The organism is Mesorhizobium sp. WSM4976 (genome assembly GCF_029625685.1).
Lineage (GTDB): Bacteria > Pseudomonadota > Alphaproteobacteria > Rhizobiales > Rhizobiaceae > Mesorhizobium.
Map to the genome: position 1 here is coordinate 76,173 of NZ_JARTVT010000016.1, position 17,043 is coordinate 93,215.

A 17,043-nucleotide genomic window follows, 5' to 3' on the forward strand; every position below is an offset into this window, starting at 1 on the left:
CCGGCCAATTAGACGTCACTCCCGGAAGCCACCCCATGCAAGTCAAGCGCAACGGCGACATCTCGTTCTGGTATGCGGATCTGGACCATGTTCCAACGCCGCGTCCGCCTCTGCCTGGCGACATCGAGGTCGATGTGGCGATCGTCGGCGCGGGCTATACCGGGCTTTGGACCGCCTACTACCTGAAGAAGGCCAGGCCCTCGTTGCGCATCGTGCTCGTAGAGCGCGAGTTTGCCGGCTTCGGCGCATCGGGGCGCAATGGCGGCTGGCTGTCGGGCGGCTTCGGCTGGTCGCGCGAGAAATATCTGAAGACCTCGACACGCCAGGGGGTCACCGCCATGCAGAAGGCAATGGCCGGCTGCGTCGATGAGGTGATCCGGGTGGCGACCGAAGAGGGCATCGACGCCGATATCCGCCGTGTCGACAATCTGACGGTTGCCACCAATCCGGCGCAGCTGGAACGCGCGCGCGAGGAATGCGAGACGATCCGCTCCTGGGACGCCGAGCCCGAACGGATCGAACTGCTGGACCAGGCTGCGACGCGGGCGCGCATCAACATCAAAGATGTCATGGGCGGCTTCGTCATCCACGGCCAGGCGCGGGTGCAGCCGGCAAAGCTGGTGCGCGGGCTGGCGGCGGTGGTCGAGCGTCTCGGTGTTTCGATCTACGAGAAGACGACGGTCACCGCGATCGCCAAGGGCGTGGTGAGTACGGATCGCGGCACGGTGCGAGCCGAAACCATCATCCGTGCCACCGAAGGGTTCACGGCAGGCATTCCGGGGGAAGAGAGGACCTGGCTGGCGCTGAATAGCGCGCAGATCGTCACCGAACCGCTGTCGGAAGAGCTCTGGCGCAAGATCGGCTGGGAAGGGCATGAGCTGCTCGGCAATGCCGCGCATGCCTATTGCTATGCGCAGCGCACGCGCGAGGGGCGCATCACCATGGGCGGCCGCGGCGTGCCTTACCGCTACGGCTCGCGCACCGACGTCAACGGCCAGACGCAGCAGGCGACGATCGACCAGCTGCACTCGATCCTGACGACGCTCCTGCCGCAGACAATTGGGTGCCGCATCGACCATGCCTGGTGCGGCGTGCTCGGCGTGCCGCGCGACTGGTGCACGACGGTCGGCCTCGATCCCGCGACCCGCATCGGCTGGGCCGGCGGCTATGTCGGACTCGGCGTGTCGAGCTCAAACCTGTCGGGACGCACGCTGACTGATCTCGTGCTCGGCCACGACAGCGAACTCACGCGGCTGCCCTGGGTCAACCGCAAGGTGCGGCCATGGGAGCCGGAGCCGTTCCGCTGGCTCGGCGTGCATTCGATGTACCAGCTCTACCGCATCGCCGATCAGCGCGAAGCGGAAGGGCTCGGCCACACTTCAAGGCTGGCTGCCCTCGCCGACAGCATCACAGGCCATTGATCGGCCAGAAGATCAGTGATCGATCGGGCCCTTGGGCGAGACAAGCGTCGTGCCTGCCCTGGTCGGGCGCTCGATCATGCGGCGTACGCGCGGCGGGTTCTCGCCGCTGTGCAGCGCGCGGATGCGTTCGCCGACCACGGCATCGGCATGGGTGGCGCGCCGGTTGTGGCGAATATACTCGACCCAGGTCGGCGTGTGATAGTGCTCGATCCACACCGACGGATTTTCGAGATCCCGCGCGAGCGTCCAGTTGCGCGCCCCGTCACGGCGGCGGATGCGGCCGCGCTCGGCCATGGTCGCCAGAAATTCCGGCACGTCGTCTTCGCGGATGATGTACTCGATCATGATGGCGATCGGGCCGCTGCGCGGCTTGAGGTCGAGCAACAGCGTCGGTTCCTTGAAGCGGTTGAGCGGATCGAGATTGAGCACCATCTGCTTCGGCAATGGCAGGACGAAGCCGATGGCCGCGCCGGCCAGCATCGCGACGGCCGCCGCGATCAGCGCGGCTTCGGCGCCATGCGCGTCGGCGACGACGCCCCAGATCCAGCTGCCCAGCGCGATGCCGCCGAAGGTCGCCGTCTGGTAGATCGACAGCACGCGGCCGACCACCCAGCGCGGCGTCGACATCTGCACCGTGACGTTGAAGTGCGAGAGCGCGATCACCCAGCAGGCGCCGCCGATGAGCAGGCCCGCGGACGTTTGCCAGCCATTATGGCTGACGGCGGCGTTGAGGGCGCAAAGCGCGAAGCCGGCAAACGCCATGCGCACCATCACCTCGCTCGACAGCAACTGCCTTAGCCGCACGCTGATCAGCGCGCCGCCGACCGCGCCGATGCCGAAGGCGCCGAGCATGATGCCGTAGGTGAGCGCATCACCCTTGACGACGTCGCGCGCCACCAGCGGAAGAAGCGCCAGCACCGCGCCTGCGCTGAAGCCGAAGGCCGAACCGCGCACCAGCACCTTGGCGATGTTGGGCGACATGGCGACATAACGCAGGCCCGCGCCCATCGCGGCGCCCAGCGACTCGCGCGGCAGAGTCTGCTCGGGTAGCGCCGGCTTCCAGCGGGCGAGCACGAAGATCAGGCCGATATAGCTGATGGCATTGGCGGCAAAGGCGGCCGCGGCACCGGCGGCGGCGACGATGACGCCGCCGATCGCCGGGCCGACACTGCGGGTGATGTTGAAGCCCAGCGAATTGAGCGCGACCGCCGCCGGCACCTTGGCGCGCGGCACCATGTCGCCGACCGAAGCCTGCCATGACGGGCTGTTCAGCGCCGTGCCGCTGTCGATCAGGAAGGTGAAGGCAAGCAGCGTCCACGGCGTCACCCAGCCTTGCCAGGTGAACAAGGTCAGCAGCGCCGAGACGACCAGCATGAAGGTCTGTGCCACCAGCATCACCTTGCGGCGGTTGAAGCTGTCGGCGATGGCGCCGGCGACGAGCGCGAACAGCATGATCGGCAAGGTGGTCGAGGCCTGGACCAGCGCCACCTGATAGGACGAGGTGGCGATCGTGGTCATCATCCAGGCGGCACCCACGCCCTGGATCAGCCCGCCGAAATTCGACACAAGGCTGGCCGCCCAGACGGCTCGAAAGATTCCATGCCGGAACGGCGCCAGCGCGGAGACGCGTTCGCTTTCCGGCTCGTCGTCGATCATGGGCGCGCCTTCGTCCGCTGTAGAGGTTCGCCGCGCCCGGAGAGGGAGGCGACTCGCCAAGAGTGCGGCCCAACAACAGGAAGGCAAAGGCGAAAATGCGTCGGCGAAGCTTTAAGTCAAGCATCTTGCCGGTCTGGACCAACTCTTGGCTATTTGGATTTTTTCGCCTCGGCATCCAGGGCCTCGGTCAGGTCGCCTGTGGTTTCGCCATTCATGTAAAGCCTGAGCAGCATTTCCATGCCGACGAGACGCAGGCGCGACGTTTCCTGGCTCCTTGCCAGGTCGATAAGATCGTCCAGCTCGGAGGACGACCATTTCATAGCGTCGCGCAACAGGCCGCGGCGCAGCATCCCTTGAGTCCCGGCTGAAAAGCCGTCCGCCATGTCGAAGCCGATCTTGGCGGCGCGGATGTTCTCGTGCGGCAGATGGCGTTCGGCGACCCTTTTCAGCAGCCATTTGCCGATCCCGCCGCGGTATTTCTGCCTGCGCGGCAGATGAAGGGCGAAGTCGATGAGGCGGTTTTCGAGGAACGGCACCCTGAGTTCGACCGAAGCTGCCATGCTCAACCGGTCGTGCCGATGCAGCAGATCCTGCAGGTGTGAGTAGAGGTCGTAAAAGCAGCTAGCGAGGAAGGCGCGGTCATCCAAGGGTTCGACGCCCTCGAGCCTGTCGAACAGCTTTGTCTGCAGGAAATTTAGCTCGGGGGACAGGGCTCTGAGCGCCAAGGTACGATCCGAGGGGGAGCCGCGACCGATCGAGTTGCGAAACGGGGTGCGGCGTAGTTCGCCGAATTTGCGGTCTCGTCTGGCCTTCGAGCGGAACAGGCTCTGCAGCCAGGATTCGCGCCAGAGCTTCATGGTCGACGCCTGCCATTTGTAGCCGCCGAAAAGCTCGTCGGAGCCCTCGCCGGTGAGCAAAACCTTGACGCCGTCGGCGCGGCATTGCTCGGCAAGCGCCAGCAGCGCCGCGTGGCTGGCGTGCCAACCATCGGTCTCGAGATGCCAGATCGCGCGCGGCCAGAGCTCGAAGAACCGGTCCCTGTCGAAAGGCACCCGGCGCAGGCCGACACCGACGTGGCGGCCGGTCCGCTCGGCGTCCGGCGCTTCGCTGCGGCCGAGCTTCGGGTCGACGACGTAGCCGTGCAACTGGGGCCTGAAGCGCTTGGCGAGCGCGGTGATCAGGCCGGAATCGACGCCGCCGCTGCAGGCGGTGGCCAGGCTGGCATCGGCGATGCAATGCAGCTCGACACTCTCCTCCAGCAGCCGCTCGAGCGTCGCCATGTGCTCGGTGTCGGACGTGTTGTCTTCGGTGATGCGCGCCGTCTCGATCACGTCGAGGACATGCCAGAAGCGGCGCTTCTCGATGCCCCCGCCGGTGATCCTCCAGAGGCCGGCGGGCGGCAGCCGCTCTATGCCGTCAAAGACACTGTAGCTCGAATCGCGGCTCTGCCATGCCAGCCGCAATGTCAGCTCGCGCGTGTCGACACGGCGCGCAGAGCCGTGGCAGGCGAGGACCGCCTTGTCTTCGGAGGCAAACAGCACGCGCTCGCCGGTATCGGCGACCGACAACGGCTTGATGCCCAGCCTGTCACGGGCAAGCCACAAGGCCCCTTCGCGGGCATCGAAATAGGCGAATGAGAACATGCCGTCGAACAGCGGCACTGCTTTTCGCGGGCCCCAGTGATGCAGGGCCTGGAGCACCACTTCGGTGTCTGACACCGTGCGGAACGCCAAGCCTTCCGCCTCCAGCGTCTTGCGCAGCGCGCGAAAATTATAGACCTCGCCATTGTAGCACAGCACGCCGTCGCCGGAGGCGGTCAGCATCGGCTCGCCCGCTTCCGGCGATGGATCGATAATGGTCAGCCGTCGATGCCCGAGCGCCAGGCGGGCGTTGTTCCAGTTGCCGTGGTCGTCGGGACCGCGATGCGCCAATGCCTGCATCATGCGGGCCACATCGGAAAGATCGCCGCTGCCGATCGGATCGCGCCTTCGCCAGACGCCGGCTATTCCGCACATGGCCTGCCGGCCGTTCTTGCCTGATGCATCGCTTCCTGAATCGCCTGAGACGTCGGCCGGCGCCGTCGCGCCTACAGTCTAGCTGCAAGAAACGCCGCCGCAAGCGATCCGGCAACTTGCGAACAGGCCGCCAGACGCTGGCCGCGACCTCGCGTCAGAAGCCGTGCTCGATGCGCTCGAAGATGACGTTGGTGAAGGCCGAGATCTGGCTGCCGATGAACGGGCCGGTCAGCGCCACCACCAGCATGATGGCGACGATCTTCGGCACGAAGGTCAGCGTGATTTCCTGGATCTGGGTCAGCGCCTGGATGAGCGCGATGCCGATGCCGACGACCATCGCCACCAGCACCACGGGAGCGGAAGCGGTAAGCACCGTCCACACTGCGTATTGGAGGATATCGAGGGCGTCGGCCTCGTTCATAGCTGCCCTCTGCGGTACCTGCTCAGGCGGCCGGCTTGATCGACACGCCCGCGCCGACGGGAACCTGGGTGCCGTCCTGCAGAACCGCGATCAGGCCGCTGCTGGAGAGCGTCACCGACGCCACCGTGCCCGTGGTCTTGCCGTCGGCCGAAGTGATCGAGCGGCCGATCAGCGCGTCGGCCTGCGAGAGCGCCGAGGATTGCATGATCTGGTCGAGCTTGGTGTTGGTCTGCACCGACTGCTCGACCTGGGAGAAGGTGGCGAGCTGCGCGACATATTGCGTGGAATCCATCGGCTTGGTCGGATCCTGATTCTTCATCTCGGCGATCAAGAGCTTCAGGAACGACTGGTAGTCCACCGCCGTCTTCGAGGTCTGCTGGCTGGCCTTGTTGGCGCCAACCGGGATCGTTGTCGTCATGTCGACAGCCATCTTATGCTCCTACAGCCAGTGCGCGCGGCTCTTCTGGAATGTCGTCATTGTCTTCGAGCGCCTTGCGCTCGAGCGGATAGAGCGCGCGGATCGCCTTCAGCGCCTCATAGATCTCGTCCTCGCCAACCATGCGGTCGATCTGCTTCAAGCTGTTGCAGATGTCCTGGTTGTCGAAGCTCGCGATCAGCATCGGCAGCGAGCGGCGGAACATGTCGCGCGCCTCCGCGGCGCCAGCGGGGTTGATCAGCATGATCTGCACGACGAAATAAAGCTGCCTGAGTGGCGTCGAGGCCTGGTCGGCCTGGATGACATGGCTTTCGAGCAGGAACTGCACATCGTTCATCAGCTCGATCGTGACCTTGCGGTCGACGCGGATGACCGCCCCGTTGATATAGATCTTCTCGTTGGGCTTCAGCGAGATCTTAAGCGTGTTGGTCATTGGATGCCGTCTCGGATAATCTGGGAGACCTCGATCAATCCTTCGAAATTGTTGGTGCGGCCCTGGCGGATGTCCTCCGTCTCGCGCAGCAGCCACAGCCCGATGGAGATCAGGTTGGCGCGCAGCTCCTTGGGGAGCGCGTTGTCGCTCGAGCCGAGATCCTCGACGAAAGTGGTCCAGACGCGATTGGTGAAATGCAGCGCCTCGACCGCCTCCATGGAGTCGGTGCCGACCGCGGCCGCCGCCGCCAGCATGTCGATCGAGCGGGTGAGCAGCTGCCGCTCCCGGTCCTTGGCATCGGCGACGGAGTCGGTCTGGATGTCGGCGTAGGAGAATTGATACATCGTCGGCGCTCTGGCGTTCCGGTTTACGTGTTCAAGTCAGATATTTGAGCAGGCTGAGCTGCTGCAGACGGGCGGTCAAGGCAAAGGATGTCTCGATATGCTGCGTCAGGTCGGCGACGCGGGTCGCCGCTTCCGCCGGGTTCACGCCTTCGAGATCGACAATATGCTTCTCGAAGAGGTCGACCTGGGTCTTCATGCGGTCGCTGGCATCGGACACGCGCTGCTGCGCAATGCCGGTTTCGGCCCGTATCTGCGTAATGCCGCCGATGGCTTCGCCGACCAGTGCCTGCGCGCGACTGACGACAGCATTCTGCGCGGCCTCGCTGATGCTGCCGGTCATCATGCTGCTGACCATGGCGGCCGCCATTGCTAGCTTGCGGATGCCTTGATCGTTGGCGCTGACCGAGGTCTGGGTGGTCTCGTTGAGCGAAATTCGGCTGGTGATCTGCTCGTCGGTGGCGCTCGACCAGTTGGCCTGCCAGCCGGAACCCAGGAATTGCGGCTCGACCTGCGTGGTGATGAAGTTGTCCATCTGCGCGGCGGTGATGTTGGCCGCAGCCGGATCGGTCTGAGTGAAGCCGAAATAGCTGGTGAAAGCGGCGTTGAACGCAGCCTTTGCCGGCGAGCCGGCGGCGTTGAAGTCGTCGATTGGCTTGACGTCGGTGTTGGTGCCGGCAAACAGATATTCGCCGTTGACGCTCGTGTTCAGGATGCCGGTCATCTGCTGCAGCGCCGAGGCGCCGGCGGTCTGCAGGATGCTGGTCGAGGAGTCGCCCGACACGCCGCTGGTCAGGGCGGACAGGAAGCTCTGCGCGCTGTCGGCGATCTGGCCGAGCGAATTCTGGGTCGATGTCAGGCGCGCGGTGACGAGCGCGTTGGAATCGACAATGCCGTTCAGCCGGTCGAGGTCGCGCTGAAAGGTGACGGCCTGGGTCGTGCGGCTGCCAAGCGCCAGGCCGATATCGGCGACCGTGCCGGTCTGAGATTCCTTCGTCGCCTTGATGAGGTCGGCCTGCATCTTCGCCTGCTGGTAGCGCAGCGCGTTGGATATGGCGGCCGAGGAAACGCCTGTCGCTTTCATGAATTATCCCACCGCCGCCAACAGGGAATCCAGCATGTCGCCTACCGTTTTCATCATATGCGCCGATGCCTGATAGGTGTGCTCGAGGTCGAGAAGCAGGGACATCTCCTGGTCGACATTGACCCCGGTGTCATTCGACAGCGCCTCGGCCGTGCGTGCGGCCAGCGCCTGTTTGCTGTCGGCATTGGTCGAGGCCTGCTGGCGCACGCCTTCGAACCACCCGATGGCGTTGGCCGCATAGTCGGAGACGCCAGAGCTGACGGCAATGCCGGTGGAAGTATCGAAGGCCATGGGCTGATCCAGCTTGTTGCCGTAACCGATCAGCAGGTCCGCATAGGATGCGCCGCCGCTGGTGTTGGCGACATAGGCCACGCCATTGGCGCCGCCGTCGCGCAGCAGCGCGGGATTGCCGCCGGCGCTCGGATCGAAGGCGGCGTTGACGCTGATCGACCCGGCGAGGCCGTCGACCAGGGTGCCGGCCGCCGGAATCGCCGGCGCGCCGGACCATGTGAACAGGCCGGTCGCATTGGGCTGCGACGGCGCAGTCTCGGCAAACGCCGTGATCAGGCCACGCGCGATTTCGTCGAGCTGGCTCTGCATGGTCGAGGCGACACCGTCGCGCAGCTTCAACAGGCCCGCCAGCTTGCCGTCGGCGGTGGTGTTGTCGCCGGTGCCCGCGGAAACCGGCACGTTGTCGATGTAGATCGTGTTGCCGGGCGTGCCGGCCGAATAGCCGGACGATGGCGTGAAGGTCACCGAGCGCGGCACGGTCTCGAACAACGTCGAGCCGTCCTTGGTGGTGATGACCATGTCGTTGTCGCCGCGCGTGAATGTCGAGACCGGGACATATTCCGATATCTTCTTCAAAAGCGCGTCGCGCTGGTCGAGCGCGTCGGATACATCGGTGCCCGAGCGGGTGCCGGAGATGACGGCCTTGTTGGCGTCCTGGAACTGGCTGAGCAGCGAGTTGAGGTCGTTGACGGCCGTGGCGATCTGGCTGTCCGCCTGGGTGCGGAAATCCTGGATCGCCTTGGTGCCGCTGTTCAGCGAATTCACCACCTGCTTGGCGGCGTCGACGACGCCGGTGCCGAGGTTCTGGTTCGACGGCGTGGTGGCGTAGAGCTGCAGGGCTTTCTGCAGGTTGGCGATTGCCGTCGAGGGCGATGACCCATTGTCGACCCCGTTGACCGACAGATCGAGCTGATCCATGCCGTCGTAGAGCGCGCTCTGGCCGCTCCATGCCGACAGTGCCGAAAGGTTCTGCCGGAACAGAAGGTCATTCGCGGTACGCTGGATTTCCACCATTCTGGCGCCGGGCGCCGTGCTGGTCACCACGGCGATGCGACGGGTATAGTCCGGGTTCGACGCATCGGCCACATTGCGCGATACGACGCTGGTCTGCTTGGACGTGGCCAGAAGCGCCGACTGGGCAATGCTTAGTGCGGAGGAAAGCGACATGCTGATCTTTCACGGGGCGGCGCCCGTCGTTTATCTCTTCAGGTTGACGAGGACGTCCATCAGGTCCGAGCCGGTCTGGAAGACCTTGGAATTGGCGGTGTAGCTGCGCTGCGCCGCGATCATGTTGGTCAATTCCTCGGCGATATCGACGTTGGAATTTTCAAGCGCTCCGGAGACGATGGAGCCGAGCTTGCCCTCGTTGGCAAATCCGATATGGACCGCGCCGGAATCGGTGCTCTGCACATAGACGTTGCCGGGCATGGCGGTGAGGTTGTCGGGGCTCTGAACGTCGGCAAGCGGGATCTTGTAAAGCGCCTTGGTCGAGCCGTCCGCGAACTGCGCGTAGATGACGCCGTCCTGGCCGATCTGCACCTTCTGGATGGAGCTCGGCGCGTTGCCGTTGACCTTGGCATCGGCGACGGTGAAGCCGGTGCCGAGCTGGGTCAGCTTGGAGAGATCGAGGTTGAGGGTCTGGCCGCCCGGAACGGTGAAGGAGACGCCCGAGGTCGCGCCGGTGAGCTTGCCGGTGGTGGTGTCGAAGGTGAGGTTGGCCGTACCCAGCGCGCCGCCCGTATAGGGGAATGAGGTGCCCGGCGTCGCCTTCGACTGATCAAAGACCGAGACCTCCCAGGTGCCGGCGCCGGTGTTGGTGAAGTAGACGTCGAGCAGCTTCTTGTTGCCGAGATTGTCGTAGGCGACCAGCGAGGTTTTCGACGTGTATTGGGCGGTCGCGCTGTTGGTGGAGGGCAGGCTGCCGGCCGCGACCGGAGTAGCGCCGGCCGGCAGGTTGCCGCTGAAGATTCCGTCCGTGCTCGGCGTCGCCGTCATCTCCTGGTCGGAAATCTGTACCGGCACGAGCCCTTCGAAGCCGTTGGCGGTCGCTGCAGGGTCGCCATTGGCGTAGCTGTAGGCCATGAGCTGGTAGCCTGCGGCGTTGACCAATCGGCCCTGCGCGTCCGGGACGAAGGACCCGGCGCGGGTCAGGTAAGGCGTGCCGCTGGCATCCTGCACCACGAAGAAGCCGTCGCCGTTGACGGCAAGATCCGACACCGAGGTGGTGTAGGTCATGACGCCCTGCGTGCTGATGGCGGAGCGGATCGCAGTCGTCACGCCGCCGGAATTATAGGCGCCGCCGGTGCCGGGCATGATCAGTGACGAGAACTCGGCCGAGGAGCGCTTGTAGCCGGTGGTGTCGGAGTTGGCGATGTTGTCAGCCACCGTGGACAATCGGTTGGCCTGCGCGTTCATACCGGAAACGCCGGTCCGCATCATTCCATAGAGGCTCATCGATTGATCTCCGCAGTGCCTGGGTAGGAGGCCATAAAACTATGCCTCGTGTCTTGCGCGAGGCTGGCGCGGGATGTGCCTTGTGCGTGATGGCGTTTCGTTGAATCGCCATCGCGCCCCAAACTCTTTGCTGGAGCATGATCTTTGTCCGAAAACCGTTTTCCACTTTTTGCTTTCGCTGACCTTCGGTTCGGGATCATGCTCTAGGGCGTCCATCAAAACACCAGCCGGTAGCCGAGAAACCGCTTGGAATCGATCGGGTCGTGGCCGAGCTTCTCGCGCAGCTTCTTGCGCAGCTTCGAGATGTGGCTCTCCACCACGTTCTCCTCGACCTCGTCGTCGAAGATGCCGTAGATGGCGTTGAAGACCTGCGTCTTGGTCACGCGCCGGCCGCGGTTGCTGGCCAGATATTCCAGGATGCGCCGCTCGCGCCGCGGCAGCGGCAGCGGCTCGCCGTCGATCTCCGGATCGCGGCCATCCATGAAGATGCGCATCGAGCCGACCTCGGTGTAGGCGGCCTCTTCGGAGCCTCGGCGTCGGATGGCGGTGATGCGGGCAAGGATCTCGCGGATATGGACAGGCTTGCGGACGACGTCGTCGACGCCGCTTTCGAACAGCCGCAGCGTATGTTCGAGCGAATGGTGTTCGCTGAGCGCGATGACCGGCGCGCCGGTCCGGTCGCGGATCTGGCGCGGCGATATCGCGCCTTCGCGGCAGTCGCCGATAAGAAAGGCCCTGACGGATCTGAGATCGGTGTCGGCGGCGGAGCTTACCCACTCGCCGAATTCGCCTGGCGCGAAGCCGGCCGTGGCCACCCCTTCGCGATCGAAAAGTGACGAGTACCCCTCTGTCACGAGCTCTCGCTCGTCAACGATCACGATCATCGGCCCGCCCTCCGAATCAATTCACTTGCCCCGTACGGAAAGGGGTAGCCGGGTCGACGAATCCTGAAAAACCATCATTTCTTGTAGCTATTTTCTTGGGAGTTTTTTTGGGAGCCGTAATAAAAGCGATTGCGCAGGTGTGTAGGTGCCAGCTGTTCGCGAATGAATATTTGCGCCGGCGTGCAGGCCTGCGGGGCCCATCGGTACTCAGGAGAAAGCAACTATTGATTGCAGAATGCGCTGGCGTTCGGCGTCCACTTGCCGAAGCCGGTGGCGACCATGTTGGCGATGACGCGGCAGACATAGACCTTCTGCGCCGGGTCGTTGTCAGGGCCGGCATGGTAGCGGGCGACGGCCATCGACCAGGTCATGTGCCGGGCGTGCAAGGCTGCCAGGAAGCGTGCGGCATAGTCGACATTCTGATGCGGGTCGAGCATGTCCCCGACGCTGCGGAAATGATCGCCATGATAGTACTGGTTGATCTGCATGCAGCCGAGGTCAATCAAGGTCTTGCCTTCGCGGCGGGCATTCTCGAAGGTGGAGAGCGCTTCATCCCGACTGCGCGGGAAAACTGCTTTTCCCTCTATATTCAACGCATTAGGCTGAAGGCTGCCTTTCTTTCCTGTCTCTGTCAAGCCGACCGCATAGAGAATGCCAGCCGGCACGCCGTACCGATCCGCGGCGCGCAGGATCTCCGGCTCGCACGGATTTGTGGCGGCGTTGGCAGCGCCTGCCGCTAAGCTAGATATACATATCGTCGCCAGCGCCCTCGCGAAGAGGCGAAGCCGGGCGAGCGAATTCCTGTGCGCCATTGCTGTCCTTCCTTCCCGGTTGCCGGTCGCCGCCCGCGCCGTTGCCTCCCGAGTTCCCAGGCTGGAACGAGGGCTGGTCGCGACCTGTCGACATGGGCATGGCGCTGTTGGCGTCGACGCGGCTCGCCGCATGTGTTGCTATCGAAGGTTGCAGAATAGTGACCTTGTCGACATCGAAGCCGAGGCTGCGCATCGACTTCACAATGGCGTCGCTGTCGGTGGTGAGACGGCGATATGCCTCGTGGGTTTCGGGCTTCATCTCAATCGAAAGTTGCTCGCCCGAGAGCCGCAGGCTGGCGGTGACCGATCCGAGCTCCGAAGGGTGGAGCTCGATCTTCAGCACATGTGTCGGAACAGCAACAGAATTGGTCCTCTGGGAGCCTGCCGAGGCGCTTGCGAAAGCCTGCTGAACGCCGTTGTCGGAGACAAGCGCCTCAACCAGCGCCGATGCGGTCTGGCCGATCGGGTTTTGCGCCGGGGCCGGGAAGCTTTGCTGGCTGACGATGTCTATGCGCTCGGCAGAAGAAGACGGCTTGGTCGCGGTCTGCTGTGCGGCCGGCTGCGATTGTTGCGACGCCTTGGACGTCGAAGCCGGTCGCCAGCCGTGCGGGGGCACAGGGCTATCGGCCCGCGGTTCGTTCCCTTGCGTCGGCAAGATCTTGGTTTCGCTGCGGTCGGGCATGTCGAGAGCCATATCCGCTTTCACCGGCTTCTGCCCGAAGTCTGGCCCGAACTCTTTCGTCGCCGTCGAACGAGCGGACCGCGACAGCGGCTCGGCGGAATTGCCGGCCATCGCGCGCTTGCCCGCGCGCAGTTGCAGCTCCAGCGCTTCGTGCTCGCCGGCGCCGTCTCCACCGGCAGCCGAGTCGTTCCCGCCAGCGCCCGGCGATTGCGCGAAGTGCTTCATGTCGCTCAACGCCATCAGCAACGGCAAGCGGTCCTGCAGCGGTCCGGAATCGATCGCTTGCGCCGTGGCACCTTTGTCGGTCGTCGGCTTCGCTTCATCGGCGCGGGCGGCGTTGGGCCTCGTGGACTTTGCCGCGGCTTTCTGCGCGCCGGTTTTGCCTTGCGTATCTTGGTCCGGCTCCTGCTTGCCGTTGTCGGCCGGCGAGCGCTTTGCGAGACGCGCGTCCGGCAATACCGGCCCGGCCGAGTGCCTGTCCTGCGGCCGATCAGGCTTCTCGGCCCCCTGCACAATCTCGCCGAAACTCTGATCCTTGTCCTTGCCGCCGGCGGCGTGCTGCCGGGGCTGGGTCGAAGCGAAGCCCAGCAGGGTCTGGTTGACGCTGGTCATTTAGGGGCCGCTCCGAGGAGTTGGTCGATCTGGTCGAGTTGGCGGCGCGCGCTGGCTACCGCCGCGTCGATGGGGTCTTGCGCATTCGAAGTCCCCGGCGCGGAGGCCTGAACCACGGGCGCGGCGTCAGCTTGCATCGGAGCGCCGGCCGGCGTTTCGGCCGTTGTTCGCGCCAGTGGCTGGGCAGACGGGGGCGAAGCTGCGGGTGGAGTGTCCTTCACCGGATCGCCCGACGCCACTGGCGGATTGCTTGCCGGTACCGGCGGACCGCTTGACGCGACCGCTGGCTGATCGGGCATCGCCCCTTCCACCGGAGGCAGATCCGCATTGGCCGGATCGGCCGAGGCCTCGACCGCTTCCTTCGCCCCGTCTCCCTTTGATGCGGCCGGCGCGGCTTCCGCCTTGGCGGGTGTCTTTACTGGCGCCACCACTTCGCCCGCCACGGCCTGGGCGGCGTCAAGCAGATCACGGTCGTTTTGCGAAAGCTTGCCGCGATCGATCTTTCCAAGCTTGGAGCGCACCTCGTCGACGCTGGCCGATGTCATTGTGGAAAGGCTGGAATAGAGCTGGGTGCGCGGGTCGTCCTGGCTGCTGCCGTTGCGGTCCAGTTCCGCCTTAGCCGCGGCAAAAGCCGAGAGCTCCGTCATCCCGTCGATCGCGGCGCGGCGCGCGATGCGCAGATAGATCACCTTCTCGCGCTCGGGATCCATCATCGAGGTGATGTCGGCGATCTTGTCCTGGCTAATGGCCATATGTAGCGTGATGACGCCGGAAACAAACGCGTCCGCGAACTGGCTGGCATAGGGTGAGTAGAGATACGACGCGACATATTGGGTCGAAGCCAGCGCGAAACGGGCGGCGTCGCCCTGCGCGGCTGCGATGCCCACGGAGCGGCGAAGCGCGGCCTCCTCGACCAGCGTGCCGGGGCTGAGCAGGCGCGCCTCGTCCAGCAGGGCGAGCCCCTGAGCAGGATCATCGGCCGCGAGCAGCGAACCCTTGACCAGCGCCAGAAAGGCGCCGATGTCGGCGGGCACGCTCATCGGATCGATCGGCTTGAGCATGTCGATCGCCTCGGCCGGCCGGCCGTTCAGATAGGCGACCACGCCCTTGGCTATGGCGAGGCTTTGCGGATCGGTCATCGCGCGCGAAGCCGCCGTCGCGACCGTCACCGGATTGCCGCCGCTCATGCCGTAGACCAGCAAGGCGCGGAAATTCTTCGGCTCCTTGAAATCCTCGGCATTGGCGTCGCGCATCCGGGCGTCGATCATTTCGAGGAGCTTCGCCTGCATTGGCAGCGCGGCATGATCGCCGCCGGCAATGCGGTCCTGGATCAGCTGCAGCGAACGCACCAGCTGATAGGGCTGCAGCGCGTCCTGCGCGAAGGCCGCCGATGTCGCCCCCGTTGCAAGCAATAGCAGCGCGATCGCGCCGCCGATGACGCTCCTGCCTTTCATCCGCCGGCCGTCATCAGGATTTCGATGCGGCGGTTCACGGCCGCCATCGGATCGGAGGCGATCTTGGGCTGCCGGTCGGCGAAGCCCGCGACCTCGGTGATGCGGCTTTCGTCGAGGCCGCCGCGCACCAGCATGTAGTAGGCCGCATGGGCACGCGCGGTGGACAGCCGCCAGTTGTCGTAGGTGTCGCTGTGGAACGGCCGCGCGTCCGTGTGGCCGCTGATGGTGATGGTGCCCTTCTTCTCGTTGATGATGCGGCCGATCTTTTCCATCGCCAGCACCAGCTCGCGGCGGGGCATGGCCGAGCCGATCTCGAACATGCCGAAATCGAGCTGATCGGTGATCGAAATGACAACGCCCTTGTCGGTGGCCTCGACCGAGACGCCGTCGGCGAGCTTTTCGCCCGGCAGGAATGCCTTGGCGAGCTCCTTCTTGATGTCCGCGGCTTGCTGGAGGGCGGCTTTACTCGGCGCCTTGTCGCCCTTGTCGGCTGCTTGGCCCTGTTCGGTTCTTTCCGCCTTCGCCGCACCGACCTTGACGTCGCCGGACATGGCCTCGCGCTTGTCAGCGCCGGCTTTCCCGCCTTGTGCTTTCTCGGTCTTATTGCCTTCACCCGACGGCTTCTCGGCCTCGGACTGCGCGACTTCTTGCCCGCTCCTGGTGTCTGCCTTCTCCTGGGTTGCCAGCGGCTCCAGCGGTGCAGCCGTGAGCGGAGGCGCGCCAGGAACGGCCTTCGCCTTCGGCGCCGTGACCGTTGCGACCTTCTCGCCCGGCTTGGCCGGGTCGCCCTCGATCTTGGCGCGTTCGGCGGTGGCCTCGGCGCCAGGCGCTGCCACCTGCTGCGACCAGAAATCAGGCGCGAAGGGGTCGCGATAGGATTCGCCGCCGGAGGCGCCGGTCGCCGGGCCGGCCGTCTGGGCGCCGCCTTCGCCCTTGGCGCTGACGTTCTGCAGCACCCCCGTATCGGCGGCGATCTCCGCCAGCACCGCATAGGGATCCGCAAACAGCTTTTCATCGGACAGCTGGGCATCCTGCGCGCCGTCCTTCGTCTGCCGGCGTTCGGACGAGCCGGCGCCGCCCTTGCCGTCCTCGCCCGCCTTGGTAGCGCCCTGCTGCGGATTGTCCGCGGTCAATCCCACCTTGCTCGGGCCGTCGCCGAGGTCTTCGAGGCCCTTGCGGCTGGAATTGCGGTCGATCAGCTCGACCGGATTGAAATAGCTGGCGACGGCTGCCTTGGTCTGCTCGTTGGCGGCGTTGATCAGCCACATGACGAGGAAGAAGCACATCATCGCCGTCATGAAGTCGGCGAAGGCGATCTTCCACACACCACCATGGTGATCATCGTCATGGCCGTTGTGATTGCGCTTGACGATGATGATCTCGTGCCGGGGTTCGGCATGATCTATGGCGCTCATGACAGAACCTCGGACAAGGACGCAGACCACTCGGCGATACGCGTCTCGAACACCGTTTCGTCGATGCTGACGGTCAGGTCGAAGCCCGGCGCCTCGGTGAAGTCGAGATTGGCGGCGCGCGATCCAAGCGCCGCCTTCAGGGGCTCGAACAGCGAAAGCGGTCCCCGAACACCGATCCGGACGGCTTCGTTGTCGGCGACGGCGGCGCCGATGGCGCGTGAAAGGGCCTGCAGCGAACGTTCCTGCAGGTCGTCGTTGAGAAGGCCGCCGATGATGCGGGCAACAGTCGAGCCGGCAAGCTCGGCAACGCGCTGCTCCATAGCCTCGATCCGCGCGGCTATAGCAGCGCCGAGGTCGCCGCCGAAGCTTTCAAGAAAGGCTCTCGCGGCATCGTCGCTGGCCTGTCGCTCGGCTTCGAGCGCGGCCTGATGGGCGACCGCAAGCCGTGACTCGAGCGCGGCCTCGGCATCGGCCACCGCCTCGGCGATCAGTACGCCGATGTCGGCCTGTGGCGCGGGCGGGGCCGGAGCGGCCGGCATATGTGCGGCGTCGCGCAGGGTCGCCGCCTGGTCGGTACGCGGGGCCAGGGAGCCGAAATCGGGTAGGAGATCGAAGAGAGCTGCCGAGGCCAT

16 protein-coding genes are annotated in these 17,043 nt (G+C 65.0%); 1 reads left to right on the plus strand and 15 read right to left on the minus strand.

The window, feature by feature from the left end:
* The first annotated feature begins 35 nt into the window (after positions 1-35).
* Positions 36-1,421, plus strand: a complete 1,386-nt coding sequence (locus P9272_RS20115; RefSeq protein WP_278161892.1) for an FAD-binding oxidoreductase — start codon at positions 36-38, stop codon at positions 1,419-1,421.
* Positions 1,422-1,433: 12 nt separating this feature from the next.
* On the opposite strand, the gene P9272_RS20120 is transcribed toward P9272_RS20115, so the two are convergent.
* From P9272_RS20120 to P9272_RS20190, 15 genes are all read right to left on the minus strand, one after another.
* Positions 1,434-3,077, minus strand: coding sequence for an MFS transporter (locus P9272_RS20120; RefSeq protein ID WP_278161894.1), 1,644 nt, complete (start codon positions 3,075-3,077; stop codon positions 1,434-1,436).
* A 149-nt stretch (positions 3,078-3,226) separates the two neighbouring features.
* The gene (asnB, locus tag P9272_RS20125) at positions 3,227-5,092 is read right to left on the minus strand and encodes an asparagine synthase (glutamine-hydrolyzing) (protein ID WP_278161895.1); all 1,866 of its coding nucleotides are present in this window, start codon (positions 5,090-5,092) and stop codon (positions 3,227-3,229) included.
* A 154-nt stretch (positions 5,093-5,246) separates the two neighbouring features.
* The gene (fliQ, locus tag P9272_RS20130; RefSeq protein ID WP_128256029.1) at positions 5,247-5,513 is read right to left on the minus strand and encodes a flagellar biosynthesis protein FliQ; all 267 of its coding nucleotides are present in this window, start codon (positions 5,511-5,513) and stop codon (positions 5,247-5,249) included.
* A gap of 22 nt (positions 5,514-5,535) precedes the next feature.
* The gene (gene flgD / locus P9272_RS20135) at positions 5,536-5,943 is read right to left on the minus strand and encodes a flagellar hook assembly protein FlgD (RefSeq protein ID WP_278161896.1); all 408 of its coding nucleotides are present in this window, start codon (positions 5,941-5,943) and stop codon (positions 5,536-5,538) included.
* Position 5,944: 1 nt separating this feature from the next.
* On the minus strand, positions 5,945-6,382 hold the full coding sequence (gene flbT, locus P9272_RS20140; RefSeq protein WP_128256027.1) for a flagellar biosynthesis repressor FlbT: 438 nt from the start codon (positions 6,380-6,382) through the stop codon (positions 5,945-5,947).
* Positions 6,379-6,726: a flagellar biosynthesis regulator FlaF gene (gene flaF / locus P9272_RS20145; RefSeq protein ID WP_027165130.1), complete on the minus strand. Its 348-nt coding sequence runs from the start codon at positions 6,724-6,726 to the stop codon at positions 6,379-6,381. Before flaF ends, flbT begins: the two co-directional genes overlap by 4 nt.
* A 31-nt stretch (positions 6,727-6,757) precedes the next feature.
* Entirely contained in the window at positions 6,758-7,807 is a 1,050-nt protein-coding gene (locus tag P9272_RS20150; RefSeq protein ID WP_128256026.1) for a flagellar hook-associated family protein, read from the minus strand.
* Between the two features lie 3 nt (positions 7,808-7,810).
* Positions 7,811-9,265 (minus strand): flagellar hook-associated protein FlgK, encoded by a 1,455-nt coding sequence (gene flgK, locus P9272_RS20155; RefSeq protein WP_278161897.1) that lies wholly within the window; start codon positions 9,263-9,265, stop codon positions 7,811-7,813.
* Between the two features lie 30 nt (positions 9,266-9,295).
* A complete protein-coding gene (locus P9272_RS20160; RefSeq protein WP_278161898.1) occupies positions 9,296-10,552 on the minus strand; it encodes a flagellar hook protein FlgE in 1,257 nt (418 codons plus the stop codon).
* A gap of 215 nt (positions 10,553-10,767) precedes the next feature.
* Entirely contained in the window at positions 10,768-11,436 is a 669-nt protein-coding gene (locus P9272_RS20165) for a response regulator transcription factor (RefSeq protein ID WP_278161899.1), read from the minus strand.
* 221 nt (positions 11,437-11,657) lie between these two features.
* Complete coding sequence (locus P9272_RS20170; protein WP_278161900.1) at positions 11,658-12,248, minus strand: transglycosylase SLT domain-containing protein; 591 nt, start codon at positions 12,246-12,248, stop codon at positions 11,658-11,660.
* Complete coding sequence (locus tag P9272_RS20175; RefSeq protein ID WP_278161901.1) at positions 12,178-13,542, minus strand: flagellar hook-length control protein FliK; 1,365 nt, start codon at positions 13,540-13,542, stop codon at positions 12,178-12,180. Before P9272_RS20175 ends, P9272_RS20170 begins: the two co-directional genes overlap by 71 nt.
* Complete coding sequence (locus P9272_RS20180) at positions 13,539-14,996, minus strand: chemotaxis protein MotC (protein WP_278161902.1); 1,458 nt, start codon at positions 14,994-14,996, stop codon at positions 13,539-13,541. Before P9272_RS20180 ends, P9272_RS20175 begins: the two co-directional genes overlap by 4 nt.
* Positions 14,993-16,411 (minus strand): MotB family protein, encoded by a 1,419-nt coding sequence (locus tag P9272_RS20185; RefSeq protein ID WP_278161903.1) that lies wholly within the window; start codon positions 16,409-16,411, stop codon positions 14,993-14,995. Before P9272_RS20185 ends, P9272_RS20180 begins: the two co-directional genes overlap by 4 nt.
* Complete coding sequence (locus tag P9272_RS20190) at positions 16,408-17,043, minus strand: hypothetical protein (protein ID WP_128256019.1); 636 nt, start codon at positions 17,041-17,043, stop codon at positions 16,408-16,410. The genes P9272_RS20185 and P9272_RS20190 overlap by 4 nt, the downstream gene beginning before the upstream one ends.